Annotated in this window: 11 protein-coding genes; 1 reads left to right on the plus strand and 10 read right to left on the minus strand. The window is 71.5% G+C overall.

Features of this window, described 5'->3' with window-relative positions:
• Positions 1 to 19: 19 nt before the first annotated feature.
• The 3 genes from AB0L45_RS14675 to AB0L45_RS14685 are packed head-to-tail and all read right to left on the minus strand — an operon-like array spanning position 20 to position 3,725.
• Entirely contained in the window at positions 20 to 2,347 is a 2,328-nt protein-coding gene (locus tag AB0L45_RS14675; RefSeq protein ID WP_365839648.1) for a trypsin-like peptidase domain-containing protein, read from the minus strand.
• A gap of 22 nt (positions 2,348 to 2,369) precedes the next feature.
• Positions 2,370 to 2,813, minus strand: a complete 444-nt coding sequence (locus AB0L45_RS14680) for a CU044_2847 family protein (protein ID WP_365839650.1) — start codon at positions 2,811 to 2,813, stop codon at positions 2,370 to 2,372.
• Between the two features lie 54 nt (positions 2,814 to 2,867).
• Positions 2,868 to 3,725, minus strand: coding sequence for a thioesterase family protein (locus AB0L45_RS14685; RefSeq protein ID WP_365839651.1), 858 nt, complete (start codon positions 3,723 to 3,725; stop codon positions 2,868 to 2,870).
• Positions 3,726 to 3,863: 138 nt separating this feature from the next.
• Between AB0L45_RS14685 and AB0L45_RS14690 the strand changes: the two genes are divergently transcribed.
• A complete protein-coding gene (locus AB0L45_RS14690; RefSeq protein WP_365839653.1) occupies positions 3,864 to 4,478 on the plus strand; it encodes a TRIC cation channel family protein in 615 nt (204 codons plus the stop codon).
• A 17-nt stretch (positions 4,479 to 4,495) separates the two neighbouring features.
• Here the strand turns inward: AB0L45_RS14690 and AB0L45_RS14695 are convergent, their stop codons facing one another.
• From AB0L45_RS14695 to AB0L45_RS14725, 7 genes are all read right to left on the minus strand, one after another.
• On the minus strand, positions 4,496 to 5,557 hold the full coding sequence (locus tag AB0L45_RS14695; protein WP_365839655.1) for an alpha/beta hydrolase-fold protein: 1,062 nt from the start codon (positions 5,555 to 5,557) through the stop codon (positions 4,496 to 4,498).
• 111 nt (positions 5,558 to 5,668) lie between these two features.
• Positions 5,669 to 7,072 carry a M1 family metallopeptidase gene (locus AB0L45_RS14700; protein WP_365839657.1) on the minus strand — a complete coding sequence of 468 codons (1,404 nt, stop codon included), beginning with the start codon at positions 7,070 to 7,072 and terminating at the stop codon, positions 5,669 to 5,671.
• 121 nt (positions 7,073 to 7,193) lie between these two features.
• The gene (locus AB0L45_RS14705) at positions 7,194 to 8,003 is read right to left on the minus strand and encodes a class I SAM-dependent methyltransferase (protein ID WP_365839659.1); all 810 of its coding nucleotides are present in this window, start codon (positions 8,001 to 8,003) and stop codon (positions 7,194 to 7,196) included.
• A gap of 161 nt (positions 8,004 to 8,164) precedes the next feature.
• Positions 8,165 to 9,250 carry a dipeptide ABC transporter ATP-binding protein gene (locus AB0L45_RS14710; protein ID WP_365839661.1) on the minus strand — a complete coding sequence of 362 codons (1,086 nt, stop codon included), beginning with the start codon at positions 9,248 to 9,250 and terminating at the stop codon, positions 8,165 to 8,167.
• Positions 9,247 to 10,377, minus strand: coding sequence for an ABC transporter ATP-binding protein (locus AB0L45_RS14715; RefSeq protein WP_365839926.1), 1,131 nt, complete (start codon positions 10,375 to 10,377; stop codon positions 9,247 to 9,249). Before AB0L45_RS14715 ends, AB0L45_RS14710 begins: the two co-directional genes overlap by 4 nt.
• Before the next feature lie 104 nt (positions 10,378 to 10,481).
• Complete coding sequence (locus AB0L45_RS14720; RefSeq protein ID WP_365839663.1) at positions 10,482 to 11,492, minus strand: ABC transporter permease; 1,011 nt, start codon at positions 11,490 to 11,492, stop codon at positions 10,482 to 10,484.
• Positions 11,493 to 11,569: 77 nt separating this feature from the next.
• A complete protein-coding gene (locus AB0L45_RS14725) occupies positions 11,570 to 13,318 on the minus strand; it encodes an ABC transporter substrate-binding protein (RefSeq protein ID WP_365839665.1) in 1,749 nt (582 codons plus the stop codon).
• Positions 13,319 to 13,320: the final 2 nt, after the last annotated feature.

A 13,320-nucleotide genomic window follows, 5' to 3' on the forward strand; every position in this document is an offset into this window, starting at 1 on the left:
TCCTTGCTCAGGTGCTGCGTCACGGCTGGGTCAGTACCCAGGCGTCCGGGGCCAGTTGCGGTGGCCGGTGGTCGGGCGCGTCGTACATCAAGGAGAGCTGGCGTCCCCGGTGGCCGGTGGAGGCGACCTCGGCGACCGCCTTGGCCCGCTCCAGCCGTACCGTCTCGGGGAGCTGGGTGTGGTGCCCGCCCTCGACCAGTTCGAGCAGGCCCGCCGCGACGCTCTCGCCGTGTTCCTCGCGGTGCCACAGGACCGTGTGGACGCCCGCCTGGACGCACTGGCGCAGCAGCGCGCCGTGGTGGCGGGGCTCGCAGCAGACGATGACGGTGCCCACCTCGGGCTGCATCTCCAGGCGGGCGCGGGCCACCTTGCGGTCGGTGGCGTCGTGGTCCAGGACGAGGCTGCGGGCGGTGTCCAGGGCCGCGGTGCGCCGCTTCCACCCGGCGTAGCTCTCGCGGGAGCGCCGGGCGGTGCGGATCACCACCCGGCGGGTGAAGCCCAGCCCGAAGGGGCCGTCCTCGTCGGTGTCGAAGGACTCCCAGCGGTCCACCGGCAGGCCGAGCCAGGCGGCGGGCAGGAAGAACTCGACGAGCGCCGGCTCCGGGTCCTCGCGGATCTCCTCGACCAGCACCCGGTGGATGTCGTCCACGACCTGTTCGCTGGTCACCTCGGTGTCCCGGGCGAGGACGAGCTGGTGCGGCGCGTCGCCGCCGCTCCACGCCCAGACCTGGTACGTGTAGTGCCGTCCGGTGGCGGTGGGCAGCAGCTCCACCTGGACACGCGGCACCTTCGACAGCCGCGCGCCGCCGCCGTACCGGCCCGGGCCGCTGCCGTTCGCCGAGGGGGCCGCGCCCATCGGCCCCGCGCCCGTCGGCCCCGCGTCCACCTCCGCCATGCCCACCGCGGCGTTCCCGATCCCCGCCCAGCCGGCGGACGGCCGCGCGCCGGGGTGGGCGGTGTGGTGAGTGGCGTGGTGGGCGGCCTGCTGAGCCGCATGGCGGGCCGCCTGGTGGGCCACGTGTTCCGCCGCCGCGTCCCGGGCCCGCTCCGCGCGGTAGCCCCGTACGTCGGCCGTGTACTGGCGTACGGCGGCCACGTCCACGCCCAGCCGCAGGGCCGTCCGCTCGGTCCAGGCCTCCAGGTCCTCGGCCGGGTACGCGCCCGCCTCGCTCTCGTCGACCCCGATGCGCACCACGCCCTGGAGCAGCGGCGGCATCGGCTGGGCGCCCTGGGCCTCGAAGCCCTCCAGGACGTCGACGGCGTCGGCCAGCCCGGTGACCGCGGGCAGTTCGATGGCGTGCGGCAGGACGGCGGTGAGCAGCTCCCGCGGGTCCGTGCGGCCGCAGTGCGCCAGCAGGCCGGTCAGGTCGCGCTGCTGTTTGCGGGTCAGGCACTCGCCGGGGCTGACGGCGCGGGCCACCCTGCGCAGCCGCTCCCACTGCGGGCCGCTGCCGGGCGGCATCATCTCCCGTACGGCCTGGAGGAGTTCGGGCACGCCGCGCCGGACGCCCACGGCCAGGCCGACCAGCCGGTCGAGGTCGGCGCCGGGGCCCTGGGAGGGCCGCCGCAGCCGGGAGGCGAGCAGTTCCTCGCAGCCGCGGACCGCGTCCGGGGTGGTCAGGATCGTCTCCAGGACGGCCAGCAGCTGCTGGACGCCGCGCCGGGCGGTGGGCACCGCGGGCGGCGGCAGGTCGGGCAGTTCGGCCTCGATCGCGGGGACGCTGATCGCGTAGAGGGTGGCCGCGGCCTGCGGCTGGCGGGCGCCGGGCGGTACCTGGAGGTCGGCCACCACGAGGCCGACGACGGCCTGCCGGTCGCGGTCCCACAGCGGCCCGCCGCTGAAGCCCTCCTTGACCTCCGTGCCGCCGATCACGTCCAGCGCCACCCAGGGCGGCGCGGAGACCCGGGGCACCGCGCGCACGGTGGGCAGCGGGTGGCCGCTGGCCCACAGGGCGATGACCTCGTTGCCGTAGGCGTGCGGGAGGAACGGGGCCGGTTCGGCGCCGGCGGGCGCGGGGCCCGCCAGGCGCAGGACGGCCAGGTCGCCGTGGTAGAGCAGCGCGCCGGGCGGTACGGGCCGGCTGCCTCCCGCCGTGGCGCGCGGCGGGCTCCACAGGGCGGGCTCCACGTGGGCGGTCAGGTCCCGGTCGGGCGCCACGTGCGGCAGCCGGACGCGGACGGTGTCGCCCGGGCCCGGCAGCGTCTGGTCGTAACGGTCCCGGCCCAGCGCGCTGTTGACGACGTGCGCGCAGGTCAGGACGGCGTCGTCGGCGAGCAGGACACCGGCGCCCACGGCCCGTCCGGTGTCGCGTACCGAGACGAAGGAGCGGTACAGCGGCTGATCCACGCCGGACACCACCATGCCGTCCTCAGGTCGCGCTGCCGCTGCCGAGGTTCCAGGTGGCGGAGACCTTGAAGCTGGCCTCGCCGTTGCCGGAGAAGACCCCCAGGCTCAGGTCCGAGCCGAGGGTCACCCCGAACTCCACCGTGACCTCGTCCGGCCGGTGGTCACCGGCGGCGAGCGAGCGGTGGATGCTGCCCAGGACGGCGCCCAGCGGCCGCAGCGCGCCCTCCAGCGTCTCGCCGCCGCGGGTCAGCGCCCGGGCGACCCGTCCGTCCACGCTGACCGGGCGGGAGTGGCCGAAGCCGTCGGGCAGCTCCAGTCCGGTGTCGTCCTGTCCCGGCTTGTCGTCGGGCGCCGCCGCGGGCCGCTGCGCGCCCTCGCCGCCGTGCGCGCCGGCCGGGGCCAAGTGCAGCCAGACGACCGTGCTTTCGCCGGTGCCTTCGTCGATGCTCAGTGGCATGTCCCCCATGTGATCAGTCTGGCACGTCACCGGGGGCCGCCGCGCCCCCTTTGGGGCAGCGATTCACGCCGTGCCGGCGGACCGGGGCGCCCGGGCCAGCTGACGGGACTGGGCGACCAGTTGGTCCGCGCTGTCCCAGACCTCCGCGTCCTCCTCCAGGAAGCCGCCCGCCAGGTTGCGGGTGGTGATGGCGACGCGCAGCGGGCCGGGGGCCGGGCGGCGGCGGATGTGGGTGGTCAGCTCGACGGTGGGCACCCAGCCGGTCAGGCCGATCTCGAAGGCGGTGGGCGGCAGCGCGTCGACCGTCAGCAGCAGCGAGAGCGGGTCGGGGTCGCGGCCGTCGGCGAGGCCGAACCAGCCGCGCATCTCACCGTTGCCGGAGGGCGCGCCGACGGCCCAGCCGCAGGTCGCCGGATCCAGCCGGATGTCGAGGCGGTCGGTGATGGCAGTGCTGCCGGGGATGGTGGGCTGCCCTTCGGGCGCGCTCTCGGTGCCCAGGCAGTGCTCGTACGGGGGGATGGCGGGCGGTTTGGCGGTGGTCCGTACGTCGTCGGTGAGCGTGTCGAGGTCGCCGTACGCGGCGAGTACCCGCAGCCGCTCGACCTCGCTGCCGTCCTCCTCGAACTGGACGAGGGTGGCGGTGCCGGTGGACATGGTGCGGCCGGTGCGGACGACCTCGGTACGGATGACGGCGGGGCCGGGGACCGAGGCGGTCAGGTAGTGCGCGGTGACCGAGAAGGGGTCGGGGTGCGGCAGGGCGTCGCCCAGGGCGCGGCCCATCAGGGCGAGCAGGTAGCCGCCGTTGACCGCGTGGATGATCGTCCAGCCGGCGGAGAGGTCCGCCTCGTAGTGTCCCGGGGCGCGCCGGACGACCGCCGTGTCGCGGTCGAATTCGCTGTCACCTATGGTCACCTGTGCCATGCGCGGCACGCTACACGGATTTGTTACTGACCGGTAGACCCTTTTTCCTTCAACCGTCCGCCGGACCGGACCCCCGCCCGCGGCGGCCGCCCGCCCGCGCCCGCGCGCCCCGCCCCGGCGGCCTGAGATCATGGGCCCATGCTTCACGTGCTCTACCTGGTCGGCGTCTCCGCCTTCGCCGCGAGCGGGGTGCTGGCCGCGTACCGCGCCAACATGGACCCGTTCGGCGGCCTGGTGCTCGCCTTCGCCGCCGCCACCTCCGGCGGCACCCTGCGCAGCCTGATCCTCGACGACCACCCCCTGTACTGGACGCACGACTGGGTCCTGCTCACGCTGATCGTCTGCGTCAGTGTCGGCACCATCATCTACCTGCGGTACTGGCAGCTGCCCCGCAAGTCGCTGCTGGTCGTCGACGCGGTCGGGCTGGCCGTCGTCACCGTCATCGCCGCCCGCGCCGCCATCTCCGCGGGCGCGACCCCGCTGGCGGTGATCATCCTCGCGGTGATGAGCGGGGTGGCGGGCGAGGTGATCCGCGACGTGCTGTGCGGGGAGTTCCCGCCGCTGCTGCTGCGTGAGGACGTGTACGCCATCGCGGCGCTCGCCGGCGCCGCCTCCTACCTGGGCCTGCACCACCTCCACGTACGCGCCGACGTCGCCGCCGTGGTCTGCGCCGGGCTGGTCTTCGCGCTGCGCATGGCGGCGGTCTACTTCGACTTCCACCTGCCGCGCCCGCAGCAGCTCAAGCCGCGCTGAGGGCCCGCGGCCCCGTACTACGCCGACGGCCGCGGCGCCGTCAGCTCCTCGCTGAGCCACCCGAAGGCCGCCGGATACATCCGCGTCCAGGTGCCGTAGTTGTGGCCGCCCGTCGGCAGCACCAGCGTCCTGACCCGGGTCCTGGTGCCTTCGGCGGCCTTCTTGAAGCGTGCGATGTTGGCGGGCGGGCTGATCGGGTCCTGCGCCGAGGTCGCCAGGAACAGCCCCACGTCGGCCTTCACGTGCCGGACCAGCCACTGCGGGCTGTTGCGCTGCCGCAGCGCCGGGTCGGTGAGCACGTCCGGGTCGCCGGTCAGCGGGTCGGGATCGAAGGCCACGCCCGCGCCGAACGTCTTCGGGTACTGGAGCGGCAGCTTGGCCGCGCAGTACCCGCCCGTGGAGAAGCCCAGCAGTCCCCAGTTCTTCGGGCCCGGCGCGGTACGGAAGTGGTGGCTGACCAGGTCCGTGACGTCGGTCGCGAGCCAGGTGGCGGTCTTGCGGTGCGGGGTGTCGGAGCAGTCGGTGTCCACGCTGCCCGGGTTGACGACGGGCAGGGCGAGGATGAAGGGGTGCGCCGCGCCGCCCTCGACGAGCTGCTGGAGGTCGCCGGGCAGGCCGCCCTGCTCCAGCCAGGACTGCGGTGAGCCGGGCACGCCGTGCAGCAGCATCACGACCGGGAACCTGGTCTTGCGGTACGCCGGGTCGTCGTACTGCGGCGGCGTCCAGACCATCACCTGGCCGGAGAGGTGGGACTTCGCACCGCGGAAGTAGGTGTCCTTGATGCCGTGGGGGCCGTTGTTGAACTTGGCGCGGCCGACCGGCGGCCCCGGCATCGCGACCGCGTCCTGTTCGGTGCCCAGCAGGTCGTCCCAGGAGGCGTAGAGGCCGTAACTGTTGTTGATGGCGACCGCGACGACGCAGACGGCGGTGGCCTGGCACAGGCCGATCAGCAGGATTCTGGCCAGCCAGCGCAGGGGCTGCGGCCCCCGGACCCTGCCCCACAGCAGCAGCGTGGCGAGGACGGCGAGCACCGTCGCCGTCACCAGTACCACGAAGAACGGGGTTCCGGTCAGACTCATCGGTGTCCCCTTTCACCGCTCGTACCTCTCCCGACGGTACGGGACGGGGCCGGCCGCACCGCGGGGGCGGGCCCGCGTGCCGGAAGGTCTCCGCGCGGGCCCGCCGGTGCGTCAGGGCAGTGCCGGCTTGCCGGTGGTGAACAGCCAGGTGCGGAAGAGGTCGCCGAGCCGCTGTCCGGAGATCCGCTCCGCCAGCGCGATGAACTGTCCGGTGTCCGCGTTGCCGTAGCGGTGCTGCGTCGTCCACGCGGGCAGCAGCGCGAAGAACGCCCGGTCGCCGATCCGCTCGCGCAGCACCTGGAGCGTCATCGCGCCGCGCGTGTAGACCGCCTGCGCGAACATGGTGTCCCGCTGCGGGTCGCCGACCTTGATCTTCCAGAAGTCGGACTCGGCCGGCCGGGCCGCGTACGCCGCGCGGAAGGCGTCGTGCGCCGTGCGGGTGCCCTTGTGCTCCTCCCACAGCCACTGCGCGTACGAGGCGAAGCCCTCGTTGAGCCAGATGTGACGCCAGTTGCGGGGCGTGACGGAGTCACCGAACCACTGGTGGGCGATCTCGTGGGCGATGGTCGTCTCGCTGCGGACGGCCGAGTAGACCGGCTTGGTCTGGGTCTCCAGGGAGAAGCCCGCCTGCGGCATGTCGTCGACGATCGCGCCGGTCTCCTCGAAGGGGTACGGGCCGAAGACCTTCGACCAGTAGTCCGTCACCGCGGCGGTGATGCCGTAGACATCGACCGTGCCGGTCGGCAGCTTCGGATCGGTGGCGACGTAGACCGGTATGCCGCCGGGGGTGCTGCCCGTCCGGACGTCGAACTTCCCGATCGTGGCGGTGGCCAGGTACGTCGCCATCGGCTTGCGCTCGCGCCAGTGGAAGTACGAGCGCCCGTCCTCGTCGTACCGGTCGACCAGCCGCCCGTTGGAGACGCCGGTCAGGCCCTCGGGCGCGTCGATGCGGATGTCGTACGTGGCCTTGTCGCCCGGGTGGTCGCTGGAGGGGAACCAGGTGGACGCGGCGTTCGGCTCGCAGGCCACGAAGACCCCGTCGTCGGTCTTCATCCAGCCGTAGTCCGAGCCGAAGACGATGGGCCCGCCGAGCGGCAGCGGCACCCCTCCGTAGACCACCTCGACGGTGAACCGCTCCCCCTCCTCCAGGCTGCGCCGGGGCGTGACGGTGATCTCGTCGCCGGAGCGGCTGAACTTCGCGCGTCTGCCGTCCACCTCGATCGAGGTGACCTCCAGCTTCTGGAGGTCGAGGTGGAAGGAGCTGAGGTCCTGGGTGGCGCGCGCGGTCAGTTCCGTACGGCCGTCGAGGCGGCCGGTGGCGGGCTGGTAGCTGACGCCGAGGTCGTAGTGCAGGGCGTCGAAGCCGCCGTTGCCGAGATTCGGGAAGTACGGGTCGCCGACGCCCGGGGCGCCGGGTGAGGCGGCGGGAGCCGCCGCGAGGGTGAAGGCGGCGGCGGCCGCCGTGGCGAGGGGGAGCAGACGAGCGGGGCGACGTGCTGAACGGGAGAGTGCCATGAGCCGTCCCTTCGAACACACGGATGTCGTCTGGTGAACAACCGCGCCGACTCTGCACTCTTCTGTCGCTTTTCACGCCTGACTTTGCCAACTCGTCATGCCACTCAGGCCAGTTGCCGCCTCACTCCGACTGCTTTCCGGCCACGTAGAGAATCTTGCGGCAGACGTCCTCGTCCGGGATGCCGGTCAGCTTGCGGCCCTCCACGCCGTGCGCCGCGATCAGCCGCAGGCCCCCGGCGGCCAGCTGCCCGCGCACCGTGGCGTCGGAGTGGTGGTGGTAGCGGTGCCGGGACGACACCCGGCGCCAGGTGGTGTCGCCGGTGCGCGCGAAGTAGTCGTGGGTGACGTCCACGACCGCGTCCGGACCGGCCGGTACGGGCCCGCCCCGCCACACGTCGAACCGGCCGTCCCGGTCCACGACCTTGGTCACCGCGTAGTCCCGCCGGAAACTGCCCAGCGTGGTCATGTCGAAGACGACGACGCCCCCGTCCGCGAGCTGCCGGCCCAGGCCCGCGAACGCGGCCGCCAGCTCCGCGCCGGACAGGTAGGCCAGCGGCTCGCCCATGCACGTGACCACGTCGAAGGTGCCGAGATCCGGCATCTCCCGCAGGTCGGCGACGACGAACCGGGTGCCGGCCGCCGCCGGCTTGGCGCGCGCGGCCTCGATCATCTCCGGCGAGAGGTCGCAGCCCGTCACCGTGAACCCGAGGCGGTCCCGCAGGGCGAGGGTGCCGCGCCCCGTGCCGCACCCCGCGTCCAGCAGCCGCTTGCCGGCCGGCCCGTACCGCTCGATCAGCTTGCGGTAGAAGGTGACCCAGCGCAGCAGGTACGGGTCCTCGACGATGGTGTCGTAGTCCGCCGCGACCGCCGCGTAGGCGGTCAGCGCGGGGTCGGCGGCCGTGGCCTCGGGGTCTTCGTGCTGCGCGGACAAGGCACTACCTCTCCAGGGAACGGGCCGGCGGGCGCCGCTGAATCTATGGTCGGCAAAACCGGCCGGTCAAGGGTGGTGCGGACGCGGGAGGGCCGGTACGCGGGCGGCGTCTCCGCCCGCCCACGTACCGGCCCGCACCTCTCGTGTCCTGCACTCCGGCCTCAGTCCCCCGCGGTGCCCGGTGCCCCCGCGCCGACGGTCTCCGGCACGTTCTCCGGGTGGTGGCAGGCCACCTTGTGGCCGCCACGCAGCGCCACCAGCGGCGGCTCGGTGGTCGAGCACACCTCGGTCGCCTTCCAGCAGCGGGTACGGAACCGGCAGCCCGAGGGCGGGTTGATCGGCGAGGGCACGTCGCCGGTGAGCAGGATGCGGTCGCGCTGGGTGCGCCGCTTGGGGTCGGGCACCGGCACGGCGGACAGCAGTGCCTTGGTGTACGGGTGCATCGGCGCGTCGTACAGCGACTTCCGGTCGGCCAGCTCCACGATCTTGCCGAGGTACATCACCGCGATCCGGTCCGAGACGTGCCGGATGACGGACAGGTCGTGCGCGATGATGACGTAGGTCAGGCCCAGTTCGTCCTGGAGGTCGTCCATGAGGTTGACGACCTGCGCCTGGATGGAGACGTCCAGCGCGGAGACCGGCTCGTCGGCGACGACCAGCTTGGGCTTGAGCGCCAGCGCCCGCGCGATGCCGATGCGCTGCCGCTGGCCGCCGGAGAACTCGTGCGGATAGCGGTTGTAGTGCTCCGGGCTCAGGCCCACCAGCTCCAGCAGCCGCTGCACCTCCTTCTTCACGCCGCCCTCGGGCTCGACGCCCTGGAGGCGGAAGGGGGTGCCGACGATGCCGCCGATGGTGTGCCGCGGGTTCAGCGAGCCGTACGGGTCCTGGAAGATCATCTGTACGTCGCGGCGCATCGGACGCAGTTTGCCCGGCGACAGGTGGGTGATGTCGCGGCCCTCGAACTCGATGCTGCCGCCGGTGGGTTCATCCAGCCGGGTGATCAGCCGGCCCATCGTCGACTTGCCGCAGCCGGACTCGCCGACCACGCCCAGGGTCTCCCCCGGCCGTACGTCGAAGTCGATGCCGTCGACCGCCTGCACCGCGCCCACCTGCCGCTTCAGCAGGCCCTTGGTGATCGGGAAGTGCCGTACCAGGCCGCGCACCTTCAGCAGCGGCGCGGCGTCGGCGCTCGCGTCGGTCCCGTCCGTCGTGCCGGCGGCGACGCCGGTCTCATCAGTCTCGGTCACAGCTTCGGCGCAATCTCTTCGGTCCAGATACGCTCCCGCTCCTCCTGCGCCATGTGACAGGCGGAGAAGTGTCCTCCCCCGCCGGCTACGCCCTCATTGGCGGGGGTGCCCCCACCGCCGGCTTCGCGCAGTTCGGGGCGGACGGTGCGGGTGATGTTGTCCTTGGGGACGTCCGCGTACGGGCAGCGGGGGTTGAAGGCGCAGCCGCTGGGGATGTTGATCAGGCTGGGCGGTGATCCCTTGACCGGGATCAGGCGCTCGGTCTGCTCGCGGTCGATGCGCGGCATCGACCCCAGCAGGCCCCAGGTGTACGGGTGCTGCGGCTCGTAGAAGACCTTGTCCGCCGGGCCGCGCTCGACGCACCGGCCGCCGTACATCACCAGCAGCTGGTCGGCCAGCTCGGCGACCACCCCCAGGTCGTGGGTGATGATGATGACCGCCGAGCCGAACTCCTTCTGGAGGTCGCGGATCAGGTCGAGGATCTGCGCCTGGACCGTCACGTCCAGGGCGGTGGTCGGCTCGTCGGCGATCAGCAGTTCCGGGTTGTTGACCAGCGCCATGGCGATCATCGCGCGCTGGCGCATGCCGCCGGAGAACTGGTGCGGGTGGTCGTCCACCCGCTTGTCGGGCTGCGGGATGCCCACCCGGTCCAGCATCTCGACCGCCCGCTTGCGCGCGGTCTTCTTGTCGACGTCGTGGTGGACCCGGTACGCCTCCACGATCTGGTTGCCGACCGTGTAGTACGGGTGCAGCGCGGACAGCGGGTCCTGGAAGATCATCGCCATCTCGCGGCCGCGCAGCCGGCGCACCTCGTCCGGGTCGGCGCCGACCAGCTCCTTGCCGTCCAGCCAGATCTCGCCCGACATGTTCACCTTGGCGCGCTGCTGCCGGGAGGCCCGGTGCAGGCCCATGACGGCGAGCGAGGTGACGGACTTGCCGGAGCCGGACTCGCCGACGATGCCGAGGGTGCGGCCCTTCTCCAGGGTGAAGGAGAGGCCGTCCACGGACTTCACGATGCCGTCGTCGGTCGGGAAGTGCACCTTGAGGTCGCGCACTTCGAGGAAGGCGGTGGGCGCTCCCGAGCCGGCCGCGGCCGGTTCGCCGACGGCGGCGCCCGTCTTCGTCAGGTCCGTCGCGGCGGCGGGCGGCCCGGCCGTGGTGGTGTCCGGGACGGTGGTCTCCGGGGTGGTGGCACCGGCGCCCTGGCCGGCGGTGGAGTCTGGGGAGTCGGTCACGAGAGCCTCACCCGCGGGTCGACGGCGGCGTACAGAACGTCCACCACCAGGTTGCATATGACGATGAAGAACGCGGCGAGCAAGGTGACGCCGAGGATGTTCGGCAGGTCGTTGGCGTTGATCGCCTCGACGGCGAACGCGCCGACCCCCTTGAGGGAGAAGACCTGTTCGGTGATGAGCGCTCCGCCGAGCAGCAGGCCCACGTCCATGCCGAACACCGTGATGATCGGGGTGAGCGCGGCGCGCAGGCCGTGGCGCACCACGACCTTGCGCTCGCCCAGCCCCTTGGCGCGCGCGGTCCGGATGTAGTCCTCGCTCAGCGTCTCCAACATGCCCGCTCTGGTCAGGCGTGCATAGAGGGCGGAGTAGAGGAAGGCCAGGGTGATCCAGGGGAGCACCAGCGTCTGGGCCCACATGAAGGGGTCCTCGAACAGCGGCACGTAGTCGCTGCGCTCGATGATCGGCCACTGGTAGGTGAACAGGGCCAGCGCCAGGGCGCCGGTGAAGAACATGGGCAGTGACACACCGGCCAGCGCGACGCTCATGGCCATCCGGTCGAAGACCGAGCCGGGGCGCAGCGCGGAGAGCACGCCGGTGGCGACACCGGTGACCAGCCATACGACGGCCGCGCCGGCGGCCAGCGAGACGGTCACGGGGAGCCGGGTCTGGATCTCCGGCCAGACCTCCAGGTGGGTCTTGAAAGAGTAGCCGAAGCACGGCACGTTGCATGTGGCGGCGTCCGGGCCGAACTTGTAGTCGACCCCGACGAAAATGCCCTTCAGGAAGTCCCAGTACTGTACGAAGACCGGCTTGTCCAAGCCGAGGTTCTTCTTCACCGCGGCGAGGTCCGCGGCCGATGGGGCCTTTCCGATGTACTGCGCGGCCAACTGGTCAGCGGTCTGTCCGGCCAGTTTCGGCAGCACGAAGAAGATGCCGAAGGTGACCGCGCTGACGATCAGCAGCAGAATCACAGCGCTGATCAACCTGCGGATGATGTACGCGAACACGGGACTGCGGCGTCGGCGCCGCGGGCCGGACCGGCCGGCCCGCGGACACCAATGCCTTCACCTGCCTTCCGGGGCTGCTACTTCTTGACGCCGATGTTGAGGTAGTCGTACTCACCGCTGTAGGCGGAGGTGGACACCAGGTTGGTGGCCTTCGGCGAGCGGTACAGCAGGATCTTGAAGTAGGTCAGCGGGACGATGACCGCCTGCTCCATCGTCTTCTTGTCGATCTCCGCGTAGTCCTTCTCGCGCTGCGCCTTGTCGCTGGTGGCGATGGCCTCGTCGAGCAGCTTGTTGATGGCCGGGTCGTCCAGCTCGGAGAGGTTGGAGTTGCCGGACTTCTGGATCGCCTTGCCGTTGACGATCTGGTTCAGGTAGCCGAAGCCGGTCGGGTAGTCCGAGCCCCACTGCATCATCATCAGGCCGATGTTGTTCTTCTTGGTGAACTCCGGCACGCCCGCGTAGTCCGAGAAGTACTTGCCGCTCGGGTACGTCTGGATCTTGGCGTCGATGCCGATCTTCTTCAGCGAGCCGACCACCGAGGTCGCCGCGTCCACCTCGTCCTGCCGGTCGCTGCGGGCGGAGATCGTGGTGCTCACGTTGCCGGCGCCGCACGCCTGCCACTGCTTCTTGGCCTCGGTCAGGTCGAGGTTGTCACCGTTGTACTTCTGCGGGTACTGGTCGAACTTCTGGTACCCGGCGAGGTCGGTGGGCAGCACGGTGGTGGCGACGTCACCGCGGATCGGGCCGCCCTGCGCGGTCTGCACGGCCTTCTTGTCGACCGCGTACTGCACGGCCTTACGGCACTCGATCTTGTCGAACGGCGCGACCTTGGGGTTGATCGCCACGTACGACAGGCGCTGGCCGAGCGCGTTGTCGGTGTTGGCCTTCTCCTTGGTGCTCGTCAGGAGCTGGGCCTGGGTCTGGGCGTCCACGCCGCGGCCGGCCATGTCGACGTGCGTGTTGCCGGCCTTGAGGTCCTTGTCGATCGTCGACTGGGCGACCTTCATGTTCAGCACGATCTTGTCCGGCAGCTGCTTGCGCAGCGGGTCGGTCTTGGCGTCCCAGTGCGGGTTGCGGACGAGGACGACCTTCTTGCCCTCCTCGTACGTGTCGAACTTGTAGCTGCCCGAGGAGGCGATGTTCTTGGTGTAGTCCGCGCCCTTGTCCCTGGCCTGCGGCACCGGCGCCGTCTGCGGGGCGCTGACCAGGTAGTCGAACTCGGCGAAGGGCTGCTTGAGGTGGAAGACGATGGTCTGGTCGTCCGGGGTCTCGATGGACTTCAGGCCCTCCGGGCTCTTGTCCTTGTACGGGCCCTTGTAGCCGCCCTCGTTGTCCGCCAGGTACGTCTGGAAGTAGTTCGGGCCGAGCGAGAGCACGTCACGCGCGAAGTTGCTGCGCTCCACCGCGTACTTGACGTCCTTGGAGGTGATCGGCTTGCCGTCGTCGTACTTCAGGCCCTTGCGGATCTTGTACGTCCAGGTCTTGTTGCCGTCGCTGGACTTGCCCATCGACTCCGCCAGGTCGGGCACCAGCTCGTTGCCCTTGGGGCCCGGGCCCGGCTTGAAGGTGGTGAGCGGACGCGCGTACAGGCGGCTGAAGTTCCAGACGTAGGCGTAGTACGTGTTGCCCGGGTCGTAGGACTCGGGGGCGTCGCTCATCGCGTACGTGAGCGTGCCGCCCTTGTCGTCCGAGGCGTTGACGATGCCCTTGGTGGCGGCGTTCGCCTCGGCCGAGCCGCTGCTCGAACCTTTGCCGCTGCAGCCGGACAGCAACAGGCCCGCACTGGTGAGGGCCGCGATCGTTGCGACCGGGACTGACCTTCGCATAA

It is taken from the genome of Streptomyces sp. NPDC052496, assembly GCF_040679095.1.
Classification (GTDB): Bacteria; Actinomycetota; Actinomycetes; order Streptomycetales; family Streptomycetaceae; genus Streptomyces.

Bases quoted from the DNA above. Each gene is read 5' to 3' on its own strand.
- AB0L45_RS14700 (WP_365839657.1), bottom strand. From the start codon at position 7,072: ATGGCACTCTCCCGTTCAGCACGTCGCCCCGCTCGTCTGCTCCCCCTC.
- AB0L45_RS14685 (WP_365839651.1), bottom strand. From the start codon at position 3,725: ATGGCACAGGTGACCATAGGTGACAGCGAATTCGACCGCGACACGGCG.
- AB0L45_RS14690 (WP_365839653.1), top strand. From the start codon at position 3,864: ATGCTTCACGTGCTCTACCTGGTCGGCGTCTCCGCCTTCGCCGCGAGC.
- AB0L45_RS14680 (WP_365839650.1), bottom strand. From the start codon at position 2,813: ATGGGGGACATGCCACTGAGCATCGACGAAGGCACCGGCGAAAGCACG.
- AB0L45_RS14695 (WP_365839655.1), bottom strand. From the start codon at position 5,557: ATGAGTCTGACCGGAACCCCGTTCTTCGTGGTACTGGTGACGGCGACG.
- AB0L45_RS14725 (WP_365839665.1), bottom strand. From the start codon at position 13,318: ATGCGAAGGTCAGTCCCGGTCGCAACGATCGCGGCCCTCACCAGTGCG.